Origin of the sequence: Sphingomonas panacis (assembly GCF_001717955.1) — a bacterium.
Taxonomy (GTDB): domain Bacteria; phylum Pseudomonadota; class Alphaproteobacteria; order Sphingomonadales; family Sphingomonadaceae; genus Sphingomonas; species Sphingomonas panacis.
On sequence record NZ_CP014168.1, the window covers coordinates 2187246 to 2211181 of the forward strand.

23 protein-coding genes are annotated in these 23936 nt (G+C 68.3%); 9 read left to right on the plus strand and 14 right to left on the minus strand.

From position 1 onward, the window contains the following. Nucleotides 1-34 precede the first annotated feature (34 nt). Nucleotides 35-244 (plus strand): hypothetical protein, encoded by a 210-nt coding sequence (locus J0A91_RS09920; RefSeq protein ID WP_169833117.1) that lies wholly within the window; start codon nucleotides 35-37, stop codon nucleotides 242-244. 115 nt (nucleotides 245-359) lie between these two features. Here the strand turns inward: J0A91_RS09920 and J0A91_RS09925 are convergent, their stop codons facing one another. Continuing rightward, nucleotides 360-1397: a LacI family DNA-binding transcriptional regulator gene (locus tag J0A91_RS09925; protein ID WP_069204789.1), complete on the minus strand. Its 1038-nt coding sequence runs from the start codon at nucleotides 1395-1397 to the stop codon at nucleotides 360-362. Between the two features lie 111 nt (nucleotides 1398-1508). Here J0A91_RS09925 and J0A91_RS09930 point away from each other — a divergent pair, with 111 nt between their 5' ends. Next, complete coding sequence (locus J0A91_RS09930) at nucleotides 1509-2291, plus strand: 2-keto-4-pentenoate hydratase (RefSeq protein ID WP_069204790.1); 783 nt, start codon at nucleotides 1509-1511, stop codon at nucleotides 2289-2291. Between the two features lie 154 nt (nucleotides 2292-2445). After that, a complete protein-coding gene (locus tag J0A91_RS09935; protein WP_069204791.1) occupies nucleotides 2446-3420 on the plus strand; it encodes an SDR family oxidoreductase in 975 nt (324 codons plus the stop codon). Nucleotides 3421-3423: 3 nt separating this feature from the next. Here the strand turns inward: J0A91_RS09935 and J0A91_RS09940 are convergent, their stop codons facing one another. From J0A91_RS09940 to J0A91_RS09960, 5 genes are all read right to left on the minus strand, one after another. Continuing rightward, nucleotides 3424-4251 carry a shikimate 5-dehydrogenase gene (locus tag J0A91_RS09940; RefSeq protein WP_069204792.1) on the minus strand — a complete coding sequence of 276 codons (828 nt, stop codon included), beginning with the start codon at nucleotides 4249-4251 and terminating at the stop codon, nucleotides 3424-3426. A gap of 63 nt (nucleotides 4252-4314) precedes the next feature. Continuing rightward, entirely contained in the window at nucleotides 4315-6621 is a 2307-nt protein-coding gene (locus tag J0A91_RS09945) for a TonB-dependent receptor (protein WP_083224605.1), read from the minus strand. Then, nucleotides 6599-7537 carry a FecR family protein gene (locus J0A91_RS09950; protein ID WP_069204794.1) on the minus strand — a complete coding sequence of 313 codons (939 nt, stop codon included), beginning with the start codon at nucleotides 7535-7537 and terminating at the stop codon, nucleotides 6599-6601. The genes J0A91_RS09945 and J0A91_RS09950 overlap by 23 nt, the downstream gene beginning before the upstream one ends. After that, the gene (locus J0A91_RS09955; RefSeq protein ID WP_240502250.1) at nucleotides 7534-8160 is read right to left on the minus strand and encodes an RNA polymerase sigma factor; all 627 of its coding nucleotides are present in this window, start codon (nucleotides 8158-8160) and stop codon (nucleotides 7534-7536) included. The genes J0A91_RS09950 and J0A91_RS09955 overlap by 4 nt, the downstream gene beginning before the upstream one ends. A 22-nt stretch (nucleotides 8161-8182) precedes the next feature. Continuing rightward, complete coding sequence (locus J0A91_RS09960; RefSeq protein WP_069207197.1) at nucleotides 8183-9010, minus strand: glycosyltransferase family 2 protein; 828 nt, start codon at nucleotides 9008-9010, stop codon at nucleotides 8183-8185. A gap of 166 nt (nucleotides 9011-9176) precedes the next feature. Here J0A91_RS09960 and J0A91_RS09965 point away from each other — a divergent pair, with 166 nt between their 5' ends. Beyond that, the gene (locus tag J0A91_RS09965) at nucleotides 9177-10136 is read left to right on the plus strand and encodes an MlaA family lipoprotein (protein ID WP_150126881.1); all 960 of its coding nucleotides are present in this window, start codon (nucleotides 9177-9179) and stop codon (nucleotides 10134-10136) included. A gap of 53 nt (nucleotides 10137-10189) precedes the next feature. Here J0A91_RS09965 and J0A91_RS09970 read toward each other — a convergent pair whose 3' ends face one another. From J0A91_RS09970 to J0A91_RS09980, 3 genes are all read right to left on the minus strand, one after another. Beyond that, nucleotides 10190-11293 carry an ISAs1 family transposase gene (locus J0A91_RS09970; RefSeq protein WP_069203655.1) on the minus strand — a complete coding sequence of 368 codons (1104 nt, stop codon included), beginning with the start codon at nucleotides 11291-11293 and terminating at the stop codon, nucleotides 10190-10192. Nucleotides 11294-11407: 114 nt separating this feature from the next. After that, nucleotides 11408-12745 carry a sensor histidine kinase gene (locus tag J0A91_RS09975; protein WP_069204796.1) on the minus strand — a complete coding sequence of 446 codons (1338 nt, stop codon included), beginning with the start codon at nucleotides 12743-12745 and terminating at the stop codon, nucleotides 11408-11410. Then, nucleotides 12742-13407, minus strand: a complete 666-nt coding sequence (locus J0A91_RS09980) for a response regulator (protein WP_069204797.1) — start codon at nucleotides 13405-13407, stop codon at nucleotides 12742-12744. The genes J0A91_RS09975 and J0A91_RS09980 overlap by 4 nt, the downstream gene beginning before the upstream one ends. Nucleotides 13408-13528: 121 nt before the next feature. Between J0A91_RS09980 and J0A91_RS09985 the strand changes: the two genes are divergently transcribed. Further along, nucleotides 13529-14119, plus strand: a complete 591-nt coding sequence (locus tag J0A91_RS09985; RefSeq protein ID WP_069204798.1) for a hypothetical protein — start codon at nucleotides 13529-13531, stop codon at nucleotides 14117-14119. Here the strand turns inward: J0A91_RS09985 and J0A91_RS09990 are convergent. Both J0A91_RS09990 and J0A91_RS09995 read right to left on the minus strand, forming a co-directional pair. Continuing rightward, nucleotides 14116-14628, minus strand: coding sequence for a DUF4232 domain-containing protein (locus J0A91_RS09990; protein WP_069204799.1), 513 nt, complete (start codon nucleotides 14626-14628; stop codon nucleotides 14116-14118). The two genes, J0A91_RS09985 and J0A91_RS09990, sit on opposite strands and share 4 nt — an antisense overlap. 57 nt (nucleotides 14629-14685) lie before the next feature. Further along, nucleotides 14686-16053, minus strand: coding sequence for an MATE family efflux transporter (locus J0A91_RS09995; protein ID WP_069204800.1), 1368 nt, complete (start codon nucleotides 16051-16053; stop codon nucleotides 14686-14688). Nucleotides 16054-16278: 225 nt separating this feature from the next. Between J0A91_RS09995 and J0A91_RS10000 the strand changes: the two genes are divergently transcribed. From J0A91_RS10000 to J0A91_RS10010, 3 genes are read left to right on the plus strand one after another with little or no spacing between them, the layout of a single operon-like run. Beyond that, nucleotides 16279-17652 carry a cation:proton antiporter gene (locus J0A91_RS10000; protein WP_069204801.1) on the plus strand — a complete coding sequence of 458 codons (1374 nt, stop codon included), beginning with the start codon at nucleotides 16279-16281 and terminating at the stop codon, nucleotides 17650-17652. A gap of 13 nt (nucleotides 17653-17665) precedes the next feature. After that, complete coding sequence (locus tag J0A91_RS10005) at nucleotides 17666-18886, plus strand: alginate export family protein (protein WP_069204802.1); 1221 nt, start codon at nucleotides 17666-17668, stop codon at nucleotides 18884-18886. Beyond that, nucleotides 18871-19422 (plus strand): hypothetical protein, encoded by a 552-nt coding sequence (locus J0A91_RS10010; protein ID WP_069204803.1) that lies wholly within the window; start codon nucleotides 18871-18873, stop codon nucleotides 19420-19422. Before J0A91_RS10005 ends, J0A91_RS10010 begins: the two co-directional genes overlap by 16 nt. 27 nt (nucleotides 19423-19449) lie before the next feature. On the opposite strand, the gene J0A91_RS10015 is transcribed toward J0A91_RS10010, so the two are convergent. Together J0A91_RS10015 and J0A91_RS10020 are read right to left on the minus strand one after the other, a co-directional pair. After that, nucleotides 19450-20451, minus strand: coding sequence for a patatin-like phospholipase family protein (locus tag J0A91_RS10015; RefSeq protein ID WP_169833118.1), 1002 nt, complete (start codon nucleotides 20449-20451; stop codon nucleotides 19450-19452). Between the two features lie 14 nt (nucleotides 20452-20465). Continuing rightward, nucleotides 20466-21485 carry an SDR family oxidoreductase gene (locus tag J0A91_RS10020; protein WP_069204805.1) on the minus strand — a complete coding sequence of 340 codons (1020 nt, stop codon included), beginning with the start codon at nucleotides 21483-21485 and terminating at the stop codon, nucleotides 20466-20468. A 189-nt stretch (nucleotides 21486-21674) separates the two neighbouring features. Here J0A91_RS10020 and J0A91_RS10025 point away from each other — a divergent pair, with 189 nt between their 5' ends. After that, the gene (locus J0A91_RS10025) at nucleotides 21675-21887 is read left to right on the plus strand and encodes a hypothetical protein (RefSeq protein ID WP_150126882.1); all 213 of its coding nucleotides are present in this window, start codon (nucleotides 21675-21677) and stop codon (nucleotides 21885-21887) included. A gap of 68 nt (nucleotides 21888-21955) precedes the next feature. Here the strand turns inward: J0A91_RS10025 and htpG are convergent, their stop codons facing one another. Then, nucleotides 21956-23839: a molecular chaperone HtpG gene (htpG, locus tag J0A91_RS10030; RefSeq protein WP_069207199.1), complete on the minus strand. Its 1884-nt coding sequence runs from the start codon at nucleotides 23837-23839 to the stop codon at nucleotides 21956-21958. Between the last annotated feature and the right edge of the window lie 97 nt (nucleotides 23840-23936).

The following is a 23936-nucleotide window of genomic DNA, read 5'->3' on the forward strand; positions in this document are numbered from 1 at the left end:
GTGGTATCGGATGGCGAAGTCGCGCAAAGGCTCCATGTCTCAGGCCGGGTCGCCGGTCGTCCGGCTGCCGGGTCTCGGCCAGTCTGCCGATACGCGGGCCGCGTCGAAGCGGCCGCAGGCATTGCGGCGCAAGCCTGGCGGTCTGTGGGATTCAATTCGCGGGAAATGGCTCTACCCGGCGATCCTCGCGAGCGTGTCGATCGCGGTGCGCCTCGTCAGCCGCAAGAAGGACGAGTTGCGCTGATCCGTTGACGGGCGATGGCTTGGCCGGCCAGTGCGCGCCTCCGCCATCACGCGCATAATCGGCGCGGCGATACCAGACGAGTGCAACCGTAGCCGCCGGCATAGTGTCCGCCGTGTCACTCCGCTGCGGGTGCCGAGACCGAGGCGCGGCGGATCAGGGTCGAGCGGAACAGCGACGGTTCGCTCACCGCCGCATCGGCTTCGTGCGCGGTCACGCCCGCGATCAGCTTGAGCGCCGCCGAGCGCGCCATCGTCGCAATCGGCCAGCGCACCGTCGTCAGCGGTGGCCACATATGCGCGGCGATCGGCGTATCGTCGAACCCGATCACCGAAAGGTCGCGCGGCACGGTGAGGCCGCGCTGGCAGGCGGCGTGGATGACGCCCGCCGCCATCTCGTCGTTGCACGAGAAGATCGCGGTCGGGCGCGGCACGACATCGAGCAGCCGGTCGGCGGCGACCAGCCCGGATTCGAAACGATAGTCGCCGTCCGCGATCATGCTGCGCGGGAGCGCGATACCGGCGTCGCGCAGCGCATCCTCGAAGCCGAGCCGGCGTTCACGCGCCGAGCGAAAGCCGTGCGGGCCGGACACCAGCCCGATGCGCCGGTGCCCCAGATCGATCAGATAGCGAGTCGCGTCACGCACCGCTTCGCGATCGTTCGAGGCGACCATATGCTCGTTGCTGTCGAGTTCGGCCGACCCCATCCGCACATAGCGGCAGCCGATATCGGCACATAATTTGGCGATCGCGTCATTCTCGCTGATCGGCGGCATCAGCAACACGCCGAACAGCCGCTGGCGTTCGAGGAAATGGCGCAGATCCTCGAGCATGGTCAGCGAGCCACGGTCGAGCGGGCGCACGATCATCTCGAACTCGGTATCGTACAAGGCTTCGAGCATACCCTGCTGCACGTTCATCACGGTCTGCGCGTTGGGGTTGTCGTGGAGGAGGCCGATCAGGAAATTGCGTCCCAGCGCCAGCGCGCGCGCCTGCGGGTTGGGGATGTAGCCGAGGTCGCCGATCACCTCCTCGACGCGCTTGCGGGTATCCTCGTTGAGCAGGGGGGAGCGGTTGATGACGCGGCTGACGGTCTTTTTCGACACGCCGGCGATCCGCGCGACATCGTTGATGGTGGGCTGGCCGGTCTTCTCCATCCCGCCTGCATAGTCGCTGGTGGCAGCGTGAACCAGTGTCCGCGCAATGCTTGTCATTGACACCGGTTTCCAATACATATCGCCGTCCTGTACGATCGAGAAAGGGATGCGGTGACGCCGGAGAACAATGCAGAGCGGATCGCGCGATCGTTCACGGATGCGCGCCGCGCCGGCGTGGCCCTGCCGGAGTTCCCCGGCCGCTTTCCGGACTCGCTGGCGCAGGCTTATGCGGTGCAGGACCGCGCGATCGCGCTGTCGGATGCGCGGATCGCGGGATGGAAGGTCGGCAAGATCAGCCCGCCGTTCGACGGAGTCGATCGGCTCGCCGGCCCGATCTTCGCCGACCATGTCGTGCCGGCGAGCGACAACCTCGCCATGCCGATCTTCGCGCAAGGGTTCGGCGCCGCCGAAGCCGAGTTCCTGCTCCGCATCGGCACCGCGCCCGACCCGGGCAAGACACGCTACACGACCGAGGAGGCGACCGCGCTGATCGACGCGGTGCATGTCGGCATCGAAATCGCGAGTTCGCCGTTTCCGGGCATCAACGATCACGGCCCGACCGTCACCGTGTCCGATTTCGGCAACAACAACGGGCTTATCGTGGGCGCGGCGATCGAGGATTGGCGCGACGTGGATCTCGACGCATTGCCGGTGGAGCTGTGGATCAACGACGCGCTGATCGGCAGCGCGACGACCGCGACGATGCTCGACGGCCCGTTCGGCGCGGCGCGGTTCCTGTTCGAGCTGCTCGCGGCGCGCGGTATCCCGGTTGAGGCGGGGCAATGGATTTCGACCGGCGCGGTTACCGGTGTCCATCCCGTCGCCGTGGGGGACCGGGTGCGCGCCCGGTTCGGCGGACGGCTGGCTGTCGAGAGCATGATCGTCGCGCGGTAGCGCGGTCTGGACACGTCCGAAGTCAATCCAGATCAATCAGGTTTTGCGGAACGCGGCCGGTCGCAAAGTGTTGAGGACACAGGCTTTCGAGCGAGCCGGCGGAACCGCCGACACCGCATCGCGGCCTTTGTCCACTGACATGACGAGGCCTTCCATGACCGACGAGACCACCCGCCGCGCGATGCTAAAAGGGGCGGCTGCAGCCGGCGCCGGACTTGCCGCCGCGCCCGCACTCGCGCAAGCCGGCCGCACCGCGCCCGACCCCAAGACCAAGTTCCGCAGCGAGCCGTTCCCCGAGCAGAAGCAGGCGTGGCCGGCGCTCCAGCGCGACATGAAGCCGGTGCCCGATTGCGGCGAGGCGAGCTATCGCGGCAGCGGGCGGCTCGCCGGGCGCAAGGCGCTGGTGACGGGCGGGGATTCCGGCATCGGCCGCGCGGCGGTGATCGCCTTTGCGCGCGAAGGCGCCGATGTCGCGATCAATTATTATCCGACCGAGGAGCCGGATGCGCAGGATGTCGCCAAGCTGCTGCGCGGCGAAGGCCGCAAGGTGGTGCTGATCCCCGGCGACCTCACCGACGCGGCGTTCTGCGACGGACTGCCGGGCAAGGCGGCGAAGGCGCTGGGCGGGCTCGACATCGTCGTCAACAACGCCGCCTATCAGCAATCCAAGGCGTCGATCGCCGAGATCACGCCCGAGCAGTTCGACCGCACGATGAAGACTAACGTCTATGCGATGTTCCACATCACCAAGGCGGCGGTGCCGCTGATGAAGCCGGGCGCGTGCTTCATCAACACCGCCTCGGTCAATTCGGTCGATCCGGGCGAGGAACTGCTCGATTATGCGACCACCAAGGGCGCGATCATGGTCTTTACCAAGGGGCTGGCCAAGCAACTCGGCCCCAAGGGCATCCGCGTCAACGCGGTCGCGCCGGGGCCAGTGTGGACGCCGCTTCAGGTCGCCGGTGGGCAGTTGCCGGGCAAGATGGGCGAGTTCGGGCAAGACACGCCGCTCGGCCGCGCCGGCCAGCCCGCCGAACTCGCGTCGCTCTACGTCACGCTGGCGGAGAGCGGCACCAGCTTCACCTCGGGCAGCGTGTTCGGCGCGAACGGCGGCACCGGGGTGATCTGAGGCTCAGTCGGTTTCACCACGCGCGAAAGCTGCGGCGGCCTCGACCTGATCCGGCGCGGGCGTGACGCCGGTGTAGAGCACGAACTGTTCGAGTGCCTGAAGCTTGGCGACGTCGGTGCCGGTGATGCGCTGCTTGCCCGCCGCCGCTGCGGCCTTGAGGAAGGGCGTCTCCGCCGGCAGCGCGACCACGTCGAACGCGGCGGTGCAGGCCGAGATCATCGCCGGTGGAAAGGCGAGGGCGTCGGCATCGGCGCCCGCCATCCCGAGCGGGGTGACGTTGACGAGCAGCGGCGCGCCCTCGTCGCCGATCTCGGCGCGCCACGCGAAGCCATAGGTCTCGGCGAGCGCGCGCCCGGCGGCTGTATTGCGCGCGACGATCGTGCCGGTGGTGAAACCGGCATCGCGCAAGGCGGCGGCGACCGCCTTCGCCATCCCGCCCGATCCGCGCAGCAGGAACCGCGTGTCGGCTTCCAGACCACTTTCCTCCAGCAGAGTCCGCACGGCACTATAATCGGTGTTGTAGCCGGTCAGCCGGCCGTCATCGTTGACGATCGTGTTGACGCTGTCGATCGCCGCGGCGGAGGCTTCGAGGCCGTCGAGCAGCGGGATCACCGCTTCCTTGAACGGCATCGAGATCGCCGAGCCGCGTATCCCGAGTGCACGGATGCCGCCGACGGCAGCGGGCAGATCGGTGGTGGTGAACGCCTTGTAGACGAAATCCAGCCCGAGCATTTCGTAGAGGCGGTTCTGGAAGCGCGATCCGAACGTGCCCGGCCGCGCCGCCAGCGACATGCACACTTTGGTGTCGCGCCCAACCATCGGCTTGGTCATTCCGGTTTTCCTATGTGGTGAAGCGTGCGGTATCGACCCCACGATAGCGGCACGGCGACGTCGCTAAAAGTGGTGCGACACCGAGACGGTGATGGCGCGTGGGCGCGCCGGGGTGAATTGCGGCGTGGTCCGCACCGAGAACGGATTGCCGAACGCGAAGGTGTCAGCGCGCGCGTCGAACATATTGTCGATGTCGAGCCGCACCGTCAGCGCGTCCGAGACGGCGGCGACCCCGGTGCGGACAAGGCCATAGCCCGGCATGTGACGGTCGAGCCCGGCATCGAAGCTCAGCCGCGATGCGCCGGTGTAGTTCGCCGCCGCATACGGCGAGATTCGCCACGCGCCGGCGGTGAAGTCGCGCCGTATCTCGAGCCGCGCCGACAGATCTGGCACCACCGGCAGCCGCGCGTCCTTGATGAGATGCTTGCCGTTCATCGCGCGATCGAGACGGGGGCGTTGCCAGGTCGCACCGCCTTTGATGTGCCACGCGGACATGGCCCGCCATTCCACCGCGAGTTCCGCCCCCGGAATCACCGCGTCGCCGACATTGTGCGTGGCGGTGAGCCCGTTCGCCTCGAGATAATCCGACTGGAGGTGAGTCCACACCGAACGGAACAGATCGGCCTCGACCGAGAGCCGGTCACCGACGCGCAGCCGCCCGCCGAGTTCGAGGGTGCGAACCTTGTCGGCGGCGTAGCGCCCCGTGACGGTGTTGGTCGAATCGAGCCCGCCCGACCGGAACGCCGAACCGAAGCGCAGGAACACGAGCTGGTTGCGTGCGAAACTATAGGCCAGCGATGCGCTGGGGGTGAGGCCGAACGTCGCTTTGGCGTCAGCCTGAAGCTTGCGCCGCTCGCGCCGGCTGTCCTCGGTGGTGGCGCGGAAGGCGCGCGCGCCCAGCGACGCGCGCAGCCGATCGAACAGCGGAAAGGAGGTGTCGGCGAACAACGCAATCTCGGTCGCCTGGCGCGACAGCGCGAAGATCGGGCGTAGCGGCCGCCCCGGCTGCGACAGTTCGCCATCGGCGGCGGTGGTCGCCGAAAGATAGGACGCGCCGACCACCCAGTTGAAAATCTGTCCCGGCGGTGCGGAGAGCCGCACCTCCTGATCGAACACGCTGTAGGCGCGGGTGTCCTGATAGTTAGCCAGAGATCCGCGCGGCAGGCCCAACGCCACCGCCGATGCCGAGGCGTCATAGGTCTCGCCTTGGTCCTGCCGCGTATAGCCGGTGACGAGCACGAGTTGCGCCGCGCCGATCTGTCCGGCGATCTTGCCCTCCACCACGCGCACGCGCCCGTCGCGCGGCTCAAGGAAGGCGACGTGGCGGGTGAGGTCCTTGTCGTTCAGATCGACATAGGCGCTGTCGCGCGCGCCCGTCGCCTGCTGGGTCGCGACGACGTCGATCATCCAGCCGGACACGGGCACGATGCGCAGCGACACGCGGCCGCCATAGGTTTCGCTGCGGTTGGTGCCGCGCGCCGCCCCCGCCACATTCACCCAGCCGGGCATGACCGAGGCATAGCCGACCAGCCGGATCGCGGCACGGTCATCGATCACCGGCAGGTTGAAGGTCGCTTCGGAAGACGCGCCGACGCCGCCGTGCTGGATCGCGGTGAAGGCCGCCCCCGCCGACCCCGCCACCGAGCCGAGCACCGGCGGATTGGTGACGATGCGGTATACCCCACCGAGCGACCCGGTGCCGTAGAGCGGCCCCTGCGGCCCCTTCAACACCTCGACGCGGGCGATGTCGATCAGGCTCAGCCCCGGTTCGGCGGCGTCGTAGGTGATGCGCGCGTCGTTGAGCTGGACGCTGACGGTCGCCTGGCTGAAGCCGTTGAACGGGCTGTCGGCGATGCCGCGCATGAAGGCGCGGTCGTGGCCGGTGCCGGCATGCGTGACGACCATGCCCTCGACGCTTGCCGCGACGCCGTGCGTATCTTTGCTCGACTCGGCCGGGTCCGCGCCCGGCACCCAGGTCGCGACCGGCGCGGCGACGGTCGACAAGGCCTCGGGCTGTTTGCGCGCGGTGACGATCACGTCGGGCATCGTCTCGGGGATGTCGGTGCGCGGCGCACCGCCGGGGCCGGTCCGGACGAGCCGGAACGTGGTCGGTCCGGCGCGAACCGCGTGGAGGCCGGTACCGCGCAACAGCCGGTCGAGCGCGGCGCGCGCGGTCATCTGTCCGGCGACAGCGGCGGCGGACGTGCGCGGCAACGCGCCGTCCCAGCCGAACGACATGCCGGTCTGTGCGCCCAGCGTTTCCAGCCCGGCGGCGAGATCGCCGCGTGCCACGGTGACCCGGTAGCGTGCCTCGCGCGCGGCTGCGCCGTGCGCGCAGACCATGCCGCTAACCGCCAGTGCGGTCGCCAAGACGGATCGCGTCGCCTTCGGTCGTGCCATCGAGACCCGTCAATTGCTCCAGATTACGGACCATGACCGCCCGCGACCCCGGCGCGATGATCCCGGAGAATCGCCGCCGCGCCAGGACGCCGTCGATCAGCACCGGAGCGCCCGCATAGCGGGATATGTCGGCCGCCACCAACCCCAAAGGTTCGTTGTCATAGCTGAAGTGTCCACCCCGCCACGCGGCCATCGGCGCGGGCGAGGTGGTGCGCACTTCGGCGAGCTGATCGGCGGCGAACGCGGTAAGCGTCTTGCCGGCCCCGACCACGACCTCGCCGTTCGCGGTACGGGAGGTTACCCCCACGGTCCCTTCCGCGACCGCGACGCGCAGCATGCCCGCGTCCGACACCACTTCGAAGCGGGTGCCGATGTCGCGGATTTGGTACGCCCCGGCCGTCACCGTGAACGGGTGCGCAGGATCGTGCCGGATCTCGAAATAGCCTTTGCCCTCCAGCGCGACCTGCGCGCCATTCGAGACGCGCAGCGTCGCGCCGGGGGCGAGCGTCGCGCGCGAGCCGCTGGCGAGCGCGACCGCGCGGGTCTGCCCGGCCGGAGCGCGGTACAGCGCGATCTCCGCGGTGCCGGGTTGCGTAGTCTGCCATGTACTGAAACCGATCGCGCCGACCAACAGCGCAGCCGCAGCCGCGCTCCAGCCGACAACGCGGAGGTGCCGGCGTGGGCCGACGGGCTGCGCCTCGGGCAGCAGGTCGCGCAGCGCCGGGATCGCGCGATCGATCCGATCGTCGAGGAGAGCGACGGCGTCATAGGCGTCCCGGTGCGCCGGACTTTCTTCCAGCCATTCCGTGAAGCCGTCCCAATCCATCGTGTCGTCATCTTGCGCGGCGTGCCAGCGCGCGGCGGCCTCCGTGATCGCGTCGGTCATGCGGTGCCCCCGTCGAGCGCCCTGCGCAGATGCGTCATGGCGGTTGCGATATGTTTTTCCACGCCGCTCCGGCTGATGCCGAGCCGCGCCGCGATTTCGGCGTGCGGCAGTCCGTCGATCTTGTGCAGGCGGAACACCTGCCCGGCCTTCTCGGGCAGCTTCGCCATCGCGGCGGCGAGCGCTGCGGCATCCTCGCGCGCGGCGATCAGCGCCTCGATGTCGGCGCGCGGATCGGCCGGTTCGGCATGGTCGTCGCCGTGGCCCGACCATGCCGTTTCGCGGACTAACCGGCGTTGGCGCGCCCGCGCCCGGTCAAGCACCAGATTCTGCGCGGCCCGGTAGAGATATGACCGGCCATTGGCGATCGGCCCGGCGTCCGCGCTCTGGATACGCAGCCAAAGGTCGTGAAGCAGATCTTCCGCCTCGGCGCGGTCGCCGACACGTGCCGTCAGGAAACGCAGCAGCTCGCCACGCGACTCCTGGTAGATCTGCATGAGTCCGGACGGGTGCGTGGTAACGGGCCGGTATCCCTCGACAAACAAGGTGGCGGTGTTTGGCCCGCTTTGCGGGGCCGGGCAAGACCAGAGACGGGCATCGTGCGTGCCCGCGCCGTCAAAGGTCATGGCGTGCCCGGCCTGCACCGCGTCAGGCCGCGAGCTGCTGGGGTTGCCAGACCGGCGTCGGCGTCTCGCGCAGGCGTTCGCTGGTCAGCCGGCGGCGGGCGAGGCGGGGGCCGAGGAAGCCGGTGAAGAACCAGTCTCCCACGCTGTCGGACAACAGATGATAAGCGATGCGCTCGAGCAGCGTCCAGCGTGTCGAGGGGCGCTTGCGCTCGCGCGGGGAGGGCGCGCACCACAAAGTCTCCGCATACGCGACGCGGCCCTGTTTGAGCATCTGGTGGATGATCTCGTGATCCTCCAGCACCAGATTCCAGCGCGCGGGATCGAAGCCGCCGGCGAGGCGGAGCGCGGCGGTGTCAAACACCTGACCGGCGCCGCCGGTGTGGCACTGGCCGGGCAGCAGGCGGGAGGCGAGCAGGATCTTCCGCGCGGCGCGCTCGGCCTTTTCGACCGGCTGATCGGTGCGGACGTAATAGGCGCCCGCCGCGACGCAGCCATCGCGCGCGAGCAACGCGCCGGCGGCTTCGAGATAGTGCGGCGGATACCAGGTATCGGCGTCGCAGGTGGCGACCCACCGCGTCCCGACCGCGGCAAGCCCCATCGCCAGCGCCGAGACCTTGCCCGGCCGCCGCTGCACCAGCAACCGCCAGTCGAGACCGAACCGGCGCGCGGCGGCGCTCGCGATCTCCGCGCTGCCGTCGGTGCTGCCGTTATCGACCAGAATCAGCTCGAACGGCGCGCTCTGGCTGGCCAGACCGGCAATCGTATCGGCGAGATGCTCCGCCTCGTTGAAGAAAGGTAGCACGACGCTCCACGCGCAATTGCGCCCCCGCGCAGTGCCGATCCGAACCATCGACGCCTTTTCGTCGCTTCCGAAACTTTGATACATTGGTCCCACTCGCTCCCGTCGGTGGATCAGCCCACCCATGCCCCGAACGAGAGACGCCGCACCCGAAACAAACCACAGGTCGGCGTGATGAATAATTTGTCATGATCTCAAGCTGTGGACATGATAATCGGTGGCGTCTTGGCAACAAGCACAAGACAAGGATCAGGGGCACGACGATGCGAGCGACGATGGCGAACACACCCGGATGAGCGTTGCATTGTCGATCGCCGCGTTGATGCTGACGCCGGGGTCTCCCGGCGCGGACACGCCGGCCCCAGGCGCGATGGCCCCGCTGGCATTGCAAGCCGCCGTACCATCGCAAGAGCCGGTTCCCGAGCCCGCCGCCAAACACCCCGTCACCAAAGACCCCGCCGTCAAACCGGTGCCACACGAGGCCGAACCCGAAGACATCGTCGTCAACGCCCGCCGCAACGTGCCCGGCGATCCGTTCGTCGCGCTCAACGCCAAGAGCTTCGAACTGACCCAGAAGTTCGATGCGGCGGTGGTCGAGCCGGTGTCGATGGGGTTCGATTCGGTGGTGCCGGTGCCGATGCGCGACGGCTTGGGCAATTTCATCAAGAACCTGCGCGAGCCGGCGGTCTTCATCAACTTCGTGTTGCAGCACAAGATCGGCAAGGCGACCGAGACGGTCGGACGCTTCGTCATCAATTCGACGGTCGGCGTCGCCGGGCTGTTCGACATCGCCAAGCGAAAACCATTCCATCTGCGCCGCCGCCCCAACGGCTTCGCCGATACGTTCGGCTTCTACGGGATCGGAACGGGGCCGTTCTTCTTCCTGCCGCTGGCCGGGCCGACGACGCTGCGCGATCTGATCGGCGGCACGCTCGACCGGCTGATCCTGCCGACGCTGATCGGCTCGCCGTTCACCAGCCCGTATTACAACATCGCCACCGGCACCGGCGTCACGCTCGATCGTCGCGTCAAGTTCGACGACCAGCTCAAGGCGTTCCGCGCGACCAACGACCCGTATAGCGCACGCCGCGATTTCTACCTCAACGGGCGTAAGGCCGAGATCGACCATCTGCGCGGCAAGGACACGCCGACCGTGGGGGGTGTCATTCCGTATTGAGCCACGGCGGTGCCTGCGGGCGCAACGATCTCCTCCCCTCCCTGGAAGCAGGGCTATCGCATTTGGCGGAGGAGGGTTGCGAGGTAGTGGTCATCCCATCCGGCGCGTTTGATTTTGGCGCGGATGGAAAGCTTTCTTGGATCGTGCTGGAGAAGGTTGAGGGCGAGCCTTCGCAGGAGGGCGAGGTTTTCGGCGCAGTGATCGGATCGGGTGTGGATGCGATCTTCGCCGAAGGCGACATCGAGCAGCCAGTGTTGCTGATTCTCGATCGTCCAGTGTGCCCTGATCACCCGAAGCGCCTCGCGCGGCGGCAGGAAGCGGGAGAGGATGGCATAGCGGGTGTCGGTTTGCTCCTCGCCTTTGACGCGGCGCAGACTGTCGATCCGCACGATGGCGCCCAGACCCTCGAAGCCATATCGATCGGCCCAGTCGGCGGGCGCGGGGACGACCCATGCCCGCCGCTCTTCGTATCTGCCATGCGCGGTCTCGCTGGTGCTGGCAGCCTGTGCGGCGTCGGGATCGGCGAGCAGATCCCGGATCGCGGCGTGCAGCGGTCCGCGATTGCCTTTGATGATCAGAGCATAGTCGCCACCGCGCGCCCGTATCGCCGAGACCGTCCGGCGGCTGGCATGCAGCGCATCGGCGGTAACCGTACAGCCGGTCAGGTCGAGCAGGGCGATGATCTCGCGGGCCGCGGTGACTTCGCTGCGATTATGCGCGCGGCACTGGCTCAGCACCAGCCGATGATCGGCCGCCCAGGCGCTCACCAGATGCAAAGGCATGGTGCGGCGCGCGCTATCGACGGCCCCCCGCAACGACTTGCCGTCGATGGCAATGATTGGCCCGGCGATCCCCTGGCGCTCCAGCGTTGCGGCAAAAGCACTGACGAAGCGCTGAAACGCCCGCTCGAACGACGGCGGATCGAGCGTGCGAAAGACCCGGCTGAACGTGTCGTGGCTCGGCGTTCCATGATCCAGCTTCAGGAACTGGCCAAGACAGTCCCGCTTCGCCTCGCCGAACTCGGCGATATCGACGCATGTCTCGGCCCCACACAGCAGCGCGGCGAACGCGATCAGCAAGATATCCGGCAAAGCATGGCTGCTGTTCGAACGTCGTGGGTCCGGCACGACATCGAACACCTCACGGAACCCGCGCATACCAATCTCCCCGGCAACCCAGGAGAGACTACAGAATCCAATCTATCAAACTTGGATAGCCCTCTCATCGCCAAATGCGATTCCCCTGCTTTCCGGGAGGGGAGCGCGTTCTGCCTAGGCCGAACCACCCGGCAGACTCAGCACGACCGTAAGCCCCGCCGCCGCGCTCGAGCCAAGCTCAAGCGTGCCACCGTGCAATTCTGCCAGTTCGCGGCTGATCGCGAGGCCGAAGCCGTGGCCTTCGCCGCGTTCGTCGAGGCGACGGCCACGGGTGATCTCGGCGATTTGCGCGGGCGTCATGCCGGGGCCGTCGTCGGCGATTTCGATCCGCATGACACGCTCGGCGGCGTGCGCGCTGACGCGGACTTGCGTGCGAGCGTGTCGCCAGGCGTTGTCGAGCAGGTTGCCGAGCATCTCGTCGAGATCCTGCGAGTCGCATCGCACCTCCAGATCCGGCGCGAGATCGACCAGCGGCACGATGGCGCGATCGGCGTGGATGCGCGCCATCGCCGCGATCAGGTCGTTCAGATGCGGCGGTAATGGCACCCGCGCGGCCGCCGCGCCGGGTTCGGCGGCGCGGGCGCGGCCAAGGTGGTGGCGAATCTGGCGCTCCATCCGCTCGACCTGCCCGCGCAAACGCGCGTCTCCCCCGGCGAGATCGAGCTTGAGCGTTGCAAGCGGCGTCTTCAGTCCGTGTGCTAGGTTGGCGACGTGGCCGCGCGCGCGCGCGACCGCCGCTTCGTTGGCGTCGATCAGCGCGTTGAGTTCGGCGACCAGCGGCAGCAATTCGGTCGGCTCCTCAACCGTGATGTGGCGGACGCGGCCGGCGCGGACCTCGGCGACCCGCTCGCGCACTTTGGCGAGCGGGCGCAGGCCGATCCGCAACTGCACGACCAGCGCCACCGCGAGGAACCCGCCGAGCAGCAGCACCGACAGCAATAGTGGCAGCATCGCCGCGCGGATCGGCCGATCGACGATCGCGCGCGGCCCCGCTGCCACCACCAGCGCATCGCCGCGCAGCGTCGGCAATCGCATGATCCGGTAGTGGATTCGCAGGCCCGAGGCGTCGGTGCCTTCGAGCGGATGCGGCCGTTCGCGCACGCGCTCGCGGGGCCACGGTGGACCATCGTCGCGCGGCAGCGGCAGGTCCGCGCCTCGCAGCGAGGCCGAGCGCAGCGTCCGGGCCGGGCCGATCACCTCCCACGCCCAGCCGGAACCGGGCTGATCGAACGGCGGCAGGTCGATCGCTTTGGCGGCATCGAGCGTCCCATCCGGCCCGACCGCGCGCGCGACGACCGCGATCTGCGCGTCGAGCCGGTCGTCGAGACCGCTCATCACGAAGCGTTCAAGGACATGGCCGATCGCGGCGGCGGCGAGCGCCAGCGCGATTGCGATCGTCACCGCGGCGGTTGCGAGCAGCCGGCCCGACAGCGAGCGCGGGAGCAGCCTCATGCCGGCCCAGCCGTCAGCCGGTAGCCGAGGCCGCGCACCGTCTCGATCAGCGACGCGCCGATCTTGCGGCGCAACCGGCCGATGATGACTTCGAGCGAATTGGAATCGACATCGGCGTCGCCCTCATAGACGCGTTCGAGCAGGTCGAGCCGCTCGACCACCGCTTCCTTGCGCAGCATCAGGCACGACAGCACACGCCACTCGAACGCGGTCAGCTTGAGCGGCATGCCGTCGAGCTGGAACTGGCCGGTCTGCGCCTCGAAGCTGAGCGGGCCGCACTGGATCACGCTTGCCGCATGGCCGGCGGCGCGGCGCACCAGCGCACGCAGCCGCATCACCAGTTCCTCCACGCGGAACGGCTTGACGAGATAATCGTCGGCGCCGGCCTTGAAACCGAGCACCTTGTCCGACCAGGCATCGCGCGCGGTGAGGATCAGCACCGGCAGCGTGCGCCCGCCGCTGCGCCATTCGGCCAGCACCGACAGCCCGTCGCGGCGCGGCAGGCCGAGATCGAGCACGGCGACGTCATAGGCTTCGGTCGACCCGAGATGGCCGCCGTCCTCGCCATTGTCGGCGACATCGACGGCGAACGATTCGGCGCGCAGCGCCCGCGCGATCGACTCGGCCAGCGCGGCATCGTCCTCGACCAGCAATACCCGCATCGTCTCGCTCCTTCGCGGCCCCCGCTATGCCACGGGCCTAAACCGAAACTGAACGCCGCGGTTCAGACCGCGTCGGCATGGCGGCTGTAGAAGGAGGCATCAACCACGAATGGAGCACCCCATGACCGATACTTTCCCCTCACGCCGCAAGCTTGGCCTCGGTGCCACCGCGATCGCACTGCTCGCCGTGGGCGGTGCCGGCGGCGCGGTCGCTGGCCGCGCGATGCAGCCGTCGATCGCGATGGCGCCGACTCATGCGGTCGCGATCAAGAGCCTCAGCGATGACGGCGGCATCGTCACCGTCAAAGGCCGCGTCGCCGAGACCTATGGCAATCAGTTCACCATCGAGGATGGCACCGGCAAGGCGCTGATCGATGGCGGCCCTGCGGTCGAGGACGGATCGCTCGCCCCTAAGGGTGCGATCGTCAGCGTGCAGGGCCGCTTCGATCGCGGCACGCTGCACCCGATGTTCCTCATCGACCCATCGGGCAAGGTCGTCGAAATCGGGCGTGGACCGGGCGGCCCTGGCGGCCCCGGCCCGCACGGTCCCGGCCCGGGCGAAGGCCCGGATCGCGCGCCGCCGCCCCCGCCGCCGGCGGGTGTCGCTCCGGGTGGTGCGGTTCCCGCGCCGTTGCCTGCGGGCGCCGCGGCTCCCGCGCCATTGCCGACGGGGGCAACGGCACCCGCGCCTGTCGTGCAGAACGCGAACTAAGCCGGCTCGCCCGCTGCCATGCCCTCTTCGGCATGCAGCGGGCTTTGCTCGAAGCCGATGCTCTTACCGGTTTCGCCGTACAGCACCGCCATCGTCGGCACGCGCACTGTGCCGGCGCCGATCTTCACGACGATGCTGGCCGCCCGCGCACTGCGGTTGTGCGGGAATACCGGCCCCGCCACCCAGCGCAGATCGGTGGTCGCACGGTGGCCGCCGGCAAGACGCAGCGGCAGCATCACCGGGCCGGGGTGCATGCCGGCCGGCGCGCGGCGTGCCGCCGGCAGCACGCGCCCACGCGAATCGCGGAACTGGATCGTCGGCAGCGCGGGCAGGGTGCAATCGGCGCCGGTGTTGCGAATCGAAACTTCGGTGCCGGCATGCGACATGCCGTTGAAGTCACCATCCTTGCCGTCGAGCGAGAGGCGCAATTGCGCCGGGCGGCAGGCGGGTGCGGCTGGCGCACCAGCAAGGGCTTGCGCGGCGATCATCAGCGCGATCAGCGGCATCATCGGGTCTCCTTCGAACTATGTGTCCGGCCTGAGCCGGAACGCGTGAACGCGCGCTGACTATCCCGCGCGGCGGCCACGTGTCGCCCAGCGCGCGACCATCAGCACCGCCACCGTGGCGAGACCGGCGGCCAGCCCGACCCATACGCCGACGCCGCCCCAGCCGAGCCAGAAGCCGAGCACCACCGCCGTCCCCAGCCCAACGATCCAATAGCCGATCAGCGCGAGCAGCATCGGCACGAACGTATCGTGCAGCCCGCGCAACATCCCCGCGCCAACCGCTTGCGCGCCATCGAAGAACTGGAACAGCGCGGCCACGCCGAGGAACGACACCGCCAGCGACACGACATGCGCCTCGGCCGGCGTATCGGAGGCGAGGAACAAGGCGACGAGCGGATGGCGGAGCGTCAGCAGGATCGTCGCGGTGCAGGCCATCACCGCCATCGTGATCCCGAGCGCGGCCCGGCCCGCGCGTGCCACGCCGATAGGATCGCCGCGCCCGAAGGCGAGGCCGACGCGCACGGTCGCCGCTTGGGCGAGGCCGAGCGGGATCATGAAGCACAAGGCGGCGAGCTGGATCGCCACCGCGTGCGCGGCGAGTTCGGGCGTGCCGATCAGCCCCATCAGGAACACCGCGCAGTTGAAGATCGTCACTTCCAGCCCGACCGTCACCGCGATCGGCAGGCCCAGCCGCCACAGCGCGCGGTAGCGCGGCCAGTCGGCGCGCCACCATCGGCCGAACAGGTGATAACGGCGGAAGCGTTTGTGCCGCGCGACCACGACGGCAAGGCCGACGAACATCCACAGGTTCGACAAAGCGCTGCCGAGGCCGGCACCGAACAGCCCGAGCGCTGGCAGGCCGAACCGCCCGAAGATCAGCGCATAGTTAAGCACCGCGTTGAGCAGCACCGCCACCACGCCGACCACGAACGCCCAGATCGGCCGCTCCAGCGCCGAGACGAACGCGCGCAGCACGTAATAGCCCATCAGCGGCAGCAGCCCGAACATCATCGGGTGGACGAGCTTCACCGCATCGTGCGCGAGATCGGGTTGCTGGCCGAAGGCGAGCAGGATCGGCTCGGCCTGCCACAGCACCAGCCACATCGGCACGACCAACGTCACCGATACCCACAACGCCTGCCGCACCGTGCGCCGCACGTCGCGCACCGCGTTGCTGCGCTCGCCGAGCGCGCGCGCGATCATCGGCGCGGCGGCGGTGACGAGGCCGGTGCCGAAGAACACGCACGCATTGACGAGGTTGACGCCGAGCGACGCCGCCGCCAGCGGATGCGGGCCTGCCCAGCCGAGCAGTACGACATCGGTCGTCGCGATCAGCGCCTGCGCGAGATTGGTCAGCACCAACGGATAGGCGAGCACCACCATCGCCAGCGCCTCGCGCCGCCACCAATGTCGTTCGTCCCTTGCCATCAAGTGCCGATGGACGGCCCGCACGACCGAGGCAAGTCCGCGATGATAAACCGGACGCGGTTACATTACGTCAAACGCGGGCAACGCTCCGGCAACATGCGCGCGGCTATGCTTGACGCAATGATTGTAGCGCTACCATTTCCCGCTTGCGATCCCGCCAGCTCTGGTGTTGTTTGCGCCGCGTCGCGGTGAACGGACTGCGACGCGGGGAACATGGGGGTGGATATGGCGCAGGACGCAATCGGAAGTCTGTCGAAGACGGTGACGGAAATCCTCTCGCCGCACGGGCCCGCGCTGCAATCCGCGGCCAGCTATACCCCCGGCGATTTCAGCGTGCATTTCTTCCTGCAACTGACGGTTATCCTGCTGACCTGCCGCGTGGCGGGCTGGCTGGGGCAGAAGCTGCTCGGACAGCCGCAGGTGGTCGGCGAGATGATCGCCGGCGTGATCCTCGGGCCGTCGCTGCTCGGACTGCTGTTTCCAAATCTCCAGCTCGCGCTGTTCCCCAAGGAGACGCGCAACGTGCTGTATGCCGGCGCGCAGCTCGGCGTCGGTCTCTATATGTTTCTGGTCGGGCTGACGCTCCGGCTCGATCACGTCCAGAGCAAGCTGCGCAGCGCGAGCATGGTCTCGGCGGCGGGCATCATCGTGCCGTTCCTGCTCGCCGCGCTGCTGGTGCCGTGGCTGACCGGGATCGACGGCCTGTTCGCCGCCGGCATCAGCCGGGCCAACGCCACCTTGTTCCTCGGCGCGTGCATCGCGCTCACCGCGTTCCCGATGCTGGCGCGGATCATCAACGAGCGCGGGCTGGCGGGGTCGTCGCTCGGCACGCTGTCGCTGACGGCGGGCGCTTTCGACGATGCCGCATCGTGGTGCGTGCTCGCGGTGGTGCTGGCGACCTTCGGTGGCGGGCCGGGCGTGGCGTTGCTCGCGATCGGCGGCGCGGTGCTCTACGTCGCGTTCATGCTGCTGGTGGGTCGGCGGTTGTTGCTGCCGCTCGGAGCCGCGGTCGAGGCGCGCGGCGAGATGAGCATGACGGTGCTCGCGATCACGCTGGCATTGTTCTGTACCTCCGCTTTTCTCATGGACGCGATCGGCATCCACGCGATCTTCGGCGGCTTCCTGCTCGGCGTGTGCATGCCGCGCGGGGCGTTCGTCGCGGAGCTGAAGCGCAAGGTCGAGCCGCTCGCGGTGGTGCTGCTATTGCCGATGTTCTTCACCTATTCGGGGCTGAACACGCGGATGGACATGGTCAATTCGCCGCAATTGCTGTTGGTCGCGCTCGTTGTCCTCGCTGTGTCGGTGCTGGCGAAGTTCGGCGCGTGCTGGGCGGCGGCACGGCTCTCGGGCGAGGACAATCGCACCGCGCTCGGCATCGGCGCGTTGATGAACTCGCGCGGGCTGATGGAACTCATCATCATCAATATCGGGCTGCAAAAGGGCATCATCGGGCCGACGTTGTTCGCGATGCTGGTGCTGATGGCGATTATCACGACGATGATGGCAGGTCCGCTGTTCGAAATCGTCTATGGTAATCGTGCACGTGCCGAAGGGGAGCTTGGTACGCTCGACAGCCAAATGGTGGCCAAGGCCGCCTGAACCGGGAGACTTCATGAAAGACGTTGCTGCGGGCGCATTGGCGCTCGTGGCCTGCGTGGCGGGTGCGTCCGCCGCGCAGGCTCAGGAGATCGTGCTCAAGCCGCTGATCGATGCGCGGCTGCGCTACGAACATGTCGACCAGCAGGGCATCGCCGACACCGCCGATGCGGTGACGCTGCGCGTGCGCAGCGGCGTGCAGGCGAGCAGGGGGCCGTTCTCCGCACTGGTCGAATCCGAAAGCACGCTTGCGATCGGCCCGCAATATAACGACGGCTATAACGGCAAGCCGCTGCCGGTGGTGGGCGATGCGCAGAACATCGAACTCAACCGCGCGCAGCTCCGCTACGCCGATTACGGCGTCGCGCTCACCGCCGGGCGGCAATTGGTCACGCTCGGCGACCAGCGCTTCGTCGGATCGGCGAGCTGGCGGCAGAACCAGCGCACCTTCGATGCGGCGCGCGGGCAGTGGACGGTCCTGCCCGGCCTCAGCGTCGATGCGACCTATGCCTGGTCCGAGCGCGATGTCACCGGCATCCAGGGCACCCCGGCGCGCCCGCAGGCGATCGGCGGCCATTTCTGGTTCGGCAATGTCGCTTATGCGATGCCACTCGGCACGCTCACCGGTTTCGCCTATCTGATCGACGAGCGATCGAATGGCATCGCCGGCGCGCGGCTGTCGAGCCAGACCTATGGCGGGCGCTATGCGGGCAATCGCAAGCTGGGCGGGGGCGGATGGACGCTCGGCTATATCGCCAGCGTCGCGCGCCAGAGCGACTATGCCCGCAACGCCAACCGCTATGCGGCGACCTATTGGCTCGGCGAGGCGACTCTGTCGCGCAAGGCGCTGAGCGGCACGGTCGGCTACGAGGTGCTCGGCGCCGCGCGGGGCGCCGCGCTGACCAGCGTGCAGACGCCGCTCGGGTCGATCTTCGGCTTTCAGGGCTGGGCCGACAAGTTCGCCACCACCCCGCCGGACGGCGTGCGCGACGGCTATGCGACGCTCGGCGCCACCTGGAAACATGCCGGGCTGGTCAGCAGCTACGGGATCGGCGCGACCGTCCACCGTTTCGACAGCGATCGCGCGGCGCGCCACTATGGCGACGAGATCGATGTGATCGCGCAAGCCAGGATCGCGCGCTATACCGTGGCCGCACGCTACGCGCATTACCGCGCCGACACGTTCGCGACCGATACCGACAAATTGTGGCTGTCGGTGGAATGGGTGTTCAACTGACGCGCAAGCAGAAGCTCAAGGTCTATCGCACCCCGATCGGGTTCCACGACGCCTATGTCGCCGCGCCGAGCCAGAAAGCGGCACTGGTGGCATGGGGCAGCGACCACGATCTGTTCGCGCGCGGCATCGCCGAGCTGGTCGGCGATCCCGAGCTGACTCGCGAGCCGCTCGCCAAGCCCGGCGAGGTGGTCCGCCGGTCGCGCGGCACCGCCGCCGAACAGATCGCCGCGCTTCCCGCCGACCGCCCGAAGCGCGCGCGCGAGGTGGCGGAGCCATCGCCGCCGCCCCCCGCACCGAAGCCCAAACCGAAGCCGAAGCCGGATCGCGCCCCGCTCGACGCGGCCCGCGCCGCGCTCGACGAGACTGCGGCCCGCCATCGCCGCGAGCGTGACGCGCTCGCCGAGCGTGAAGCCGCACTGGCGCGCGAGCGGCGCGACACCGAAAAGCGCCAGGCGGCCGAGGTCGCCACGCTGCGCGCTGAAGCCGAGCAGGCGCAGGCGGCGTATGATGCGGCGATGCGGAAATGGCGCGGCTAGGCCCGCCGATTTCCGGCAAGGTCTGAATCACTCGCACAGCTCGACGACGTTCAATCCCGTGGCGCCGATCGCCACTGTTCCGGCCCGAACGCCGGCGGCGACCCGCATCCCCGCAGCCTGTCCGGCCGCCCAGCGCTGCTCGATCGTCGACCCGGAGAAATCGAGCGCCTTGCCCGCCACTTCGTCTTGCTGCTCCGTATAGGCGACCCTGACCAACGACATCCGCGTGTCGCTGCGCGCGGCATATGCGGCCTGCCACCGCGCGATCGTGCGGCGGGATTGCGCCGCGAAGATCAGATCCTGCATACGGCTGGCGGCGTCGCCGAGCGTCGTCGGCAGCGGGCCGCACAACGGCAGAAGATCGACCGCGATGCACAAGGTCGGCCGCGCGGGCGGATCGGCCATAACCGGATCGAGCGGGAGGTTCGCCGACAGCCCGCCATCGACAATCCACCGGCCCTCGATCTCGACCGGGGGGAACACCACCGGCAGCGCGGCGCTGGCGCGGACGTGATCCGGCGCGATTCGCTGGTGCCGGCTGTCGAACACGACATCTGCGCCGCTTTCGAGATCGACCGCGGTGGCGGTGAAGCGGCATGGGCCGGCATTGAGCCGATCGAAGTCGATCAGCCGCGCCAGCGTGGCGCCAAGCTGGTTGGTCTCGAAGAGCGACGGCTGGGTGTCGGGCCACGCGGTCAGCGAGGAGAGCAGCGGCCCGAAGATGCCCGAGCGCCCCGCCGCCGCGGTCCAGGCGACCGCACTTGTCCGCCGCGCGGTCTCGACCGCGGACGGTAGCCACGGCGCCATCGACGCCAGCATGTTCGGACGCCAGAACGCGCGCAGCGTATCGAGCCTGCGCTCGGGCGCCGATCCGACGATCAGCGCGCCGTTGATCGCGCCGATCGACGCGCCGACCACCCAATCGGGCTGGAGGCCATGCGTATGCAGCGCCTCGTAGACACCCGCCTCGAACGCGCCGAGCGCATTGCCGCCGCTCAGCACCAGCACGACCTCGAAGTCGCGTTCCACGGCCGTATCGCCCGTCATCGCCGTGCCCGCAGCATACGCGCGGCGACGGCAAGCGCCGCCCCGCCGCCCAACATTCCGACCACGAGCATCGGCGACCCCGCTTTCTGGATCTGGAGCGCAACGCTGGACGAGCGCGCGCGGACGGTCTGGCTCCCGCGCAGCGCATCGGCGCGGGGATGATAGAGGTTGTCCCGCCGCGCCGGGTCTCCCGCATCACCCGGCTTTTGTTGCAGTCTCGTACCGGCCACGTCCATGATCGCATCGGTCAGGCGTGGCGCCGCCCGCGCGAGCAGGGAGGAGAGCAGCCCGCCACCGCCGGCATAGAGCGTCCGGCGGGGGTGCGCGCAGGCGAACAATATCGCGTCGGCGACCACCTCCGGCGCGTAGAGCGGCGGCGGCAGGCTTGGCGCGGCGTTCATGAAGTTGCGGGCGTGTTCGGGAAAGGGGGTGTCGATCGCGCCGGGCTTGATCAGAGTCACCGAGATGCCGGCGCCCTCTTGCTCCAGTTCCATGCGCAGCGTGTCGGTCAGCGCCTGAACGGCGTGCTTGGTGGCGCAATATGGCCCCTGCTGCACGATCGCCCGGTCGCTGAGGATCGAGCCGACGTTGATGATGGCACCACCACCGCGTGTCCGCAAATGGCGCGCGGCGACCAGCGAGCCGTGGAGCACGCCGAAATAATTGACGTCGAACACGCGACGGTGATCCTCGACCGGCACCTGTTCGACCGTCCCGTAGGTTCCCGCGCCGGCGTTGTTGACCCAGGTGTCGAACCCGCCGAACGCCGCGACGGCAACCGGGACGATCGCTTCGACCGCCGCCAGATCGCTCACGTCGGCGACGCAGATCGCGATGCGCGCGCCCTTGGCGGAAAGCCGTTCGCGAAGCGCCTCCAGAGCGGCCTGATTGCGCGCCACCGCGACCACCGCCGCCCCGCGCGCGGTCGCCGCTTCGGCCGTCGCCAGCCCGTTGCCGCTGGTCGCGCCCGTTACGACGAGCACCTGTTCGCGAAGCGGCTTGAGTTTGATCGCCATGCAATATCCTTAGCCGTGTTGTGCGAGATTTCGGCCGGTGCGGGCGGGCGCTTTGCGCTCCGTCGGCAAGTACGGCGGTCAGCCCAACGATCAACGGGGCGGAAAAGGCGCATGATCCTTTTGTGCGATTCGCCCGGGTCCGATCCGCGCGACCGCTCGTTGGAGTCATGACAGATGTGGGAGCGTGATATGTCGGACAATCGAGCAAACGCGAACGAGGGTGCGGATCTCTCCAGCGACATCGACAAGCAGAACCCGGGCGAAACGACGACGAGCGACCTCACGGGCGGGCATGACGATCGCTCCGACGGGGAACCGACCGAGGCCGAGGAAGCCGAGGAGATGGAGAAAGTGCAGAAGGACGCCGCCGAAGAACGCGAGGAAAACGGCGGCTACCAATAAGCATTGGAAACGGGCACCGGCAGGCGAGGATCAGGTCGATCTCGCCGCCGGTCCCATAAAAGCGAAGATCAGTTGATCCCGCGTTGCAACACCCGCATCAGCCGCGCCGAAAACGCGCGCGGATCGACCGGGAGTTCACCATCGGCGATGCGCGCCTCGTCGAACAGCAGATGCGCGGCATCGGCGCGAACCTCCGCATCCCCGGTCTCGGCGCTCAGCCGCTCGACGAGGGCGTGGCGCGGATTGATCTCCAGCACCGGCTTCGCCGCCGCGTCGAGCCGGCCAGCACCCGCCAGCAGCTTTTCGAGCTGGCGGTCCATGCCGTGCTCGGGTGCGACGAGGCAGACCGCGCTTTCGGTGAGGCGATCGGACGCCCGCACGTCGGCGACGGCATCGCCCAGCGTCTCCTTCACGAAGGCGATGAAAGTGTTGACCGCGTCGGAGGCGGCAGCGGCCGGCTGTTCGCCATCCGCGAGCGGGATCAGGCTGAGATCGGCCAAGCCTTGCGTGACCGACTTGAACGGCTTGCCCTCATAATCCACGCCCGACGTGACCCAGAAGCTGTCGACCTGATCGGCGAGCAGCAGCACCTCGATCCCGCGCGCGCGGAAGCCTTCGAGCTGCGGCGAGGTGGCGAGACGGTCGAGATCGGTGCCGGTCGCGTAATAGATCGCGGTCTGATTGTCCTTGAGATCCGCGACATAGTCCTTGAGCGAACGCCATGCGCCGCCCGACGCGGTGGACTTGAAGCGGGCGAGGCCGAGCAACGTCTCGCGCCGCGCGAAATCCTCGTAGAGACCTTCCTTCAGGACCGGGCCGAAATTGTCCCAGATCTTGAGGTAACGCTCGGTGTCGCTCGTCGCGAGCTTGTCGAGCTCGGACAGGATGCGGTTCGAAACGGCTTTCTGGATCGCGGCGAGGACCGGGCTCTCCTGGATCATCTCGCGCGAGACGTTGAGCGGCAGATCGTTCGAATCGACCAGCCCGCGCACGAACCGCAGGTAGCGCGGCAGGATCTGCGCCTCGTCGGTGATGAACACGCGGCGCACGTACAGCTTCATGCGGCCGGCGCGGTCGGGATCGAACAGGTCGAACGGCTTGGTCTCGGGCACGAACGCGAGCACGGTATATTCGTGCAGGCCCTCGGCGCGGTAGTGGAGCGTCAGCGCCGGCTCGTCGAACTGCCCGGCGGCGCTGCGGTAGAAGTCCTTATACTCCTCCGCCGTGATCTCGGACTTGGGCTTTGTCCACAACGCCGCGCCGTCGGCGATCTGCTTCGGCTCGGCGTCGGGCGTGTCCTTGAGGAAGATCGGCACCGGCACATGGCCAGACTGGGTCTTGATGGTGCGTTCGACCGTGTAGCTCTCGGTATAGCTTGTCGCATCCTCCTTCAGATGCAGCAGCACACGGGTGCCGCGCGCGGGCGCATCGGCGATATCGACCGGCTGGATCGTATAGGTGCCAAGACCGTCCGACGCCCAGGATGCGGCGGTATCAGTGCCGGCGCGGCGTGAGATCACCTCGACCCGGTCGGCGACCATGAACGCCGAATAGAAGCCGACGCCGAACTGGCCGATGAGATGGCTGTCTCCAGAGTCCTTGGCGCCGGCGATCTTGTCCATGAACGCCTTGGTGCCCGAGCGCGCGATCGTGCCCAGCGCGTCGGCCAGCTCGTCCTCGCTCATGCCGATGCCATTGTCCTCGATCGTCAGCCGGCGGGCCTCGGCGTCGAGCGTCACGGTGATGCGCGGCTGACCGTCGTCGCCGAGCAGCGTGGCGTCGCTCAGCCCCTCATAGCGGAGCTTCTCGCACGCATCGGCCGCGTTCGAGATCAGTTCGCGCAGGAAGACGTCTTTGTCCGAATAGACCGAATGCACCATCAGGTGCAGCAATTTGGCGACATCGGCTTCGAAGGAACGGGTTTCTGGCGCGGCTTCGGTCGTCGTTGTCATGCTGTTTTCCAATGATCTCCAAGGTGAGCGTGCGCAGCAGATGGCCGATCACTACCGGGCTTTCAAGATCACCGGGCGTTATCGTCGGCATGACCGT

Excerpts from the sequence above, each read along its gene's own strand:
- J0A91_RS09920 (WP_169833117.1), top strand. The coding sequence starts at position 35 with ATGTCTCAGGCCGGGTCGCCGGTCGTCCGGCTGCCGGGTCTCGGCCAG.
- J0A91_RS09925 (WP_069204789.1), bottom strand. The coding sequence starts at position 1,397 with ATGGAGAAGACCGGCCAGCCCACCATCAACGATGTCGCGCGGATCGCC.
- J0A91_RS09935 (WP_069204791.1), top strand. The coding sequence starts at position 2,446 with ATGACCGACGAGACCACCCGCCGCGCGATGCTAAAAGGGGCGGCTGCA.
- J0A91_RS09940 (WP_069204792.1), bottom strand. The coding sequence starts at position 4,251 with ATGACCAAGCCGATGGTTGGGCGCGACACCAAAGTGTGCATGTCGCTG.
- J0A91_RS09950 (WP_069204794.1), bottom strand. The coding sequence starts at position 7,537 with ATGACCGACGCGATCACGGAGGCCGCCGCGCGCTGGCACGCCGCGCAA.
- J0A91_RS09955 (WP_240502250.1), bottom strand. The coding sequence starts at position 8,160 with ATGACCTTTGACGGCGCGGGCACGCACGATGCCCGTCTCTGGTCTTGC.
- J0A91_RS09960 (WP_069207197.1), bottom strand. The coding sequence starts at position 9,010 with ATGGTTCGGATCGGCACTGCGCGGGGGCGCAATTGCGCGTGGAGCGTC.
- J0A91_RS09970 (WP_069203655.1), bottom strand. The coding sequence starts at position 11,293 with ATGCGCGGGTTCCGTGAGGTGTTCGATGTCGTGCCGGACCCACGACGT.
- J0A91_RS09975 (WP_069204796.1), bottom strand. The coding sequence starts at position 12,745 with ATGAGGCTGCTCCCGCGCTCGCTGTCGGGCCGGCTGCTCGCAACCGCC.
- J0A91_RS09980 (WP_069204797.1), bottom strand. The coding sequence starts at position 13,407 with ATGCGGGTATTGCTGGTCGAGGACGATGCCGCGCTGGCCGAGTCGATC.
- J0A91_RS09985 (WP_069204798.1), top strand. The coding sequence starts at position 13,529 with ATGACCGATACTTTCCCCTCACGCCGCAAGCTTGGCCTCGGTGCCACC.
- J0A91_RS09990 (WP_069204799.1), bottom strand. The coding sequence starts at position 14,628 with ATGATGCCGCTGATCGCGCTGATGATCGCCGCGCAAGCCCTTGCTGGT.
- J0A91_RS09995 (WP_069204800.1), bottom strand. The coding sequence starts at position 16,053 with ATGGCAAGGGACGAACGACATTGGTGGCGGCGCGAGGCGCTGGCGATG.
- J0A91_RS10000 (WP_069204801.1), top strand. The coding sequence starts at position 16,279 with ATGGCGCAGGACGCAATCGGAAGTCTGTCGAAGACGGTGACGGAAATC.
- J0A91_RS10005 (WP_069204802.1), top strand. The coding sequence starts at position 17,666 with ATGAAAGACGTTGCTGCGGGCGCATTGGCGCTCGTGGCCTGCGTGGCG.
- J0A91_RS10010 (WP_069204803.1), top strand. The coding sequence starts at position 18,871 with ATGGGTGTTCAACTGACGCGCAAGCAGAAGCTCAAGGTCTATCGCACC.
- J0A91_RS10020 (WP_069204805.1), bottom strand. The coding sequence starts at position 21,485 with ATGGCGATCAAACTCAAGCCGCTTCGCGAACAGGTGCTCGTCGTAACG.
- J0A91_RS10025 (WP_150126882.1), top strand. The coding sequence starts at position 21,675 with ATGTCGGACAATCGAGCAAACGCGAACGAGGGTGCGGATCTCTCCAGC.
- htpG (WP_069207199.1), bottom strand. The coding sequence starts at position 23,839 with ATGACAACGACGACCGAAGCCGCGCCAGAAACCCGTTCCTTCGAAGCC.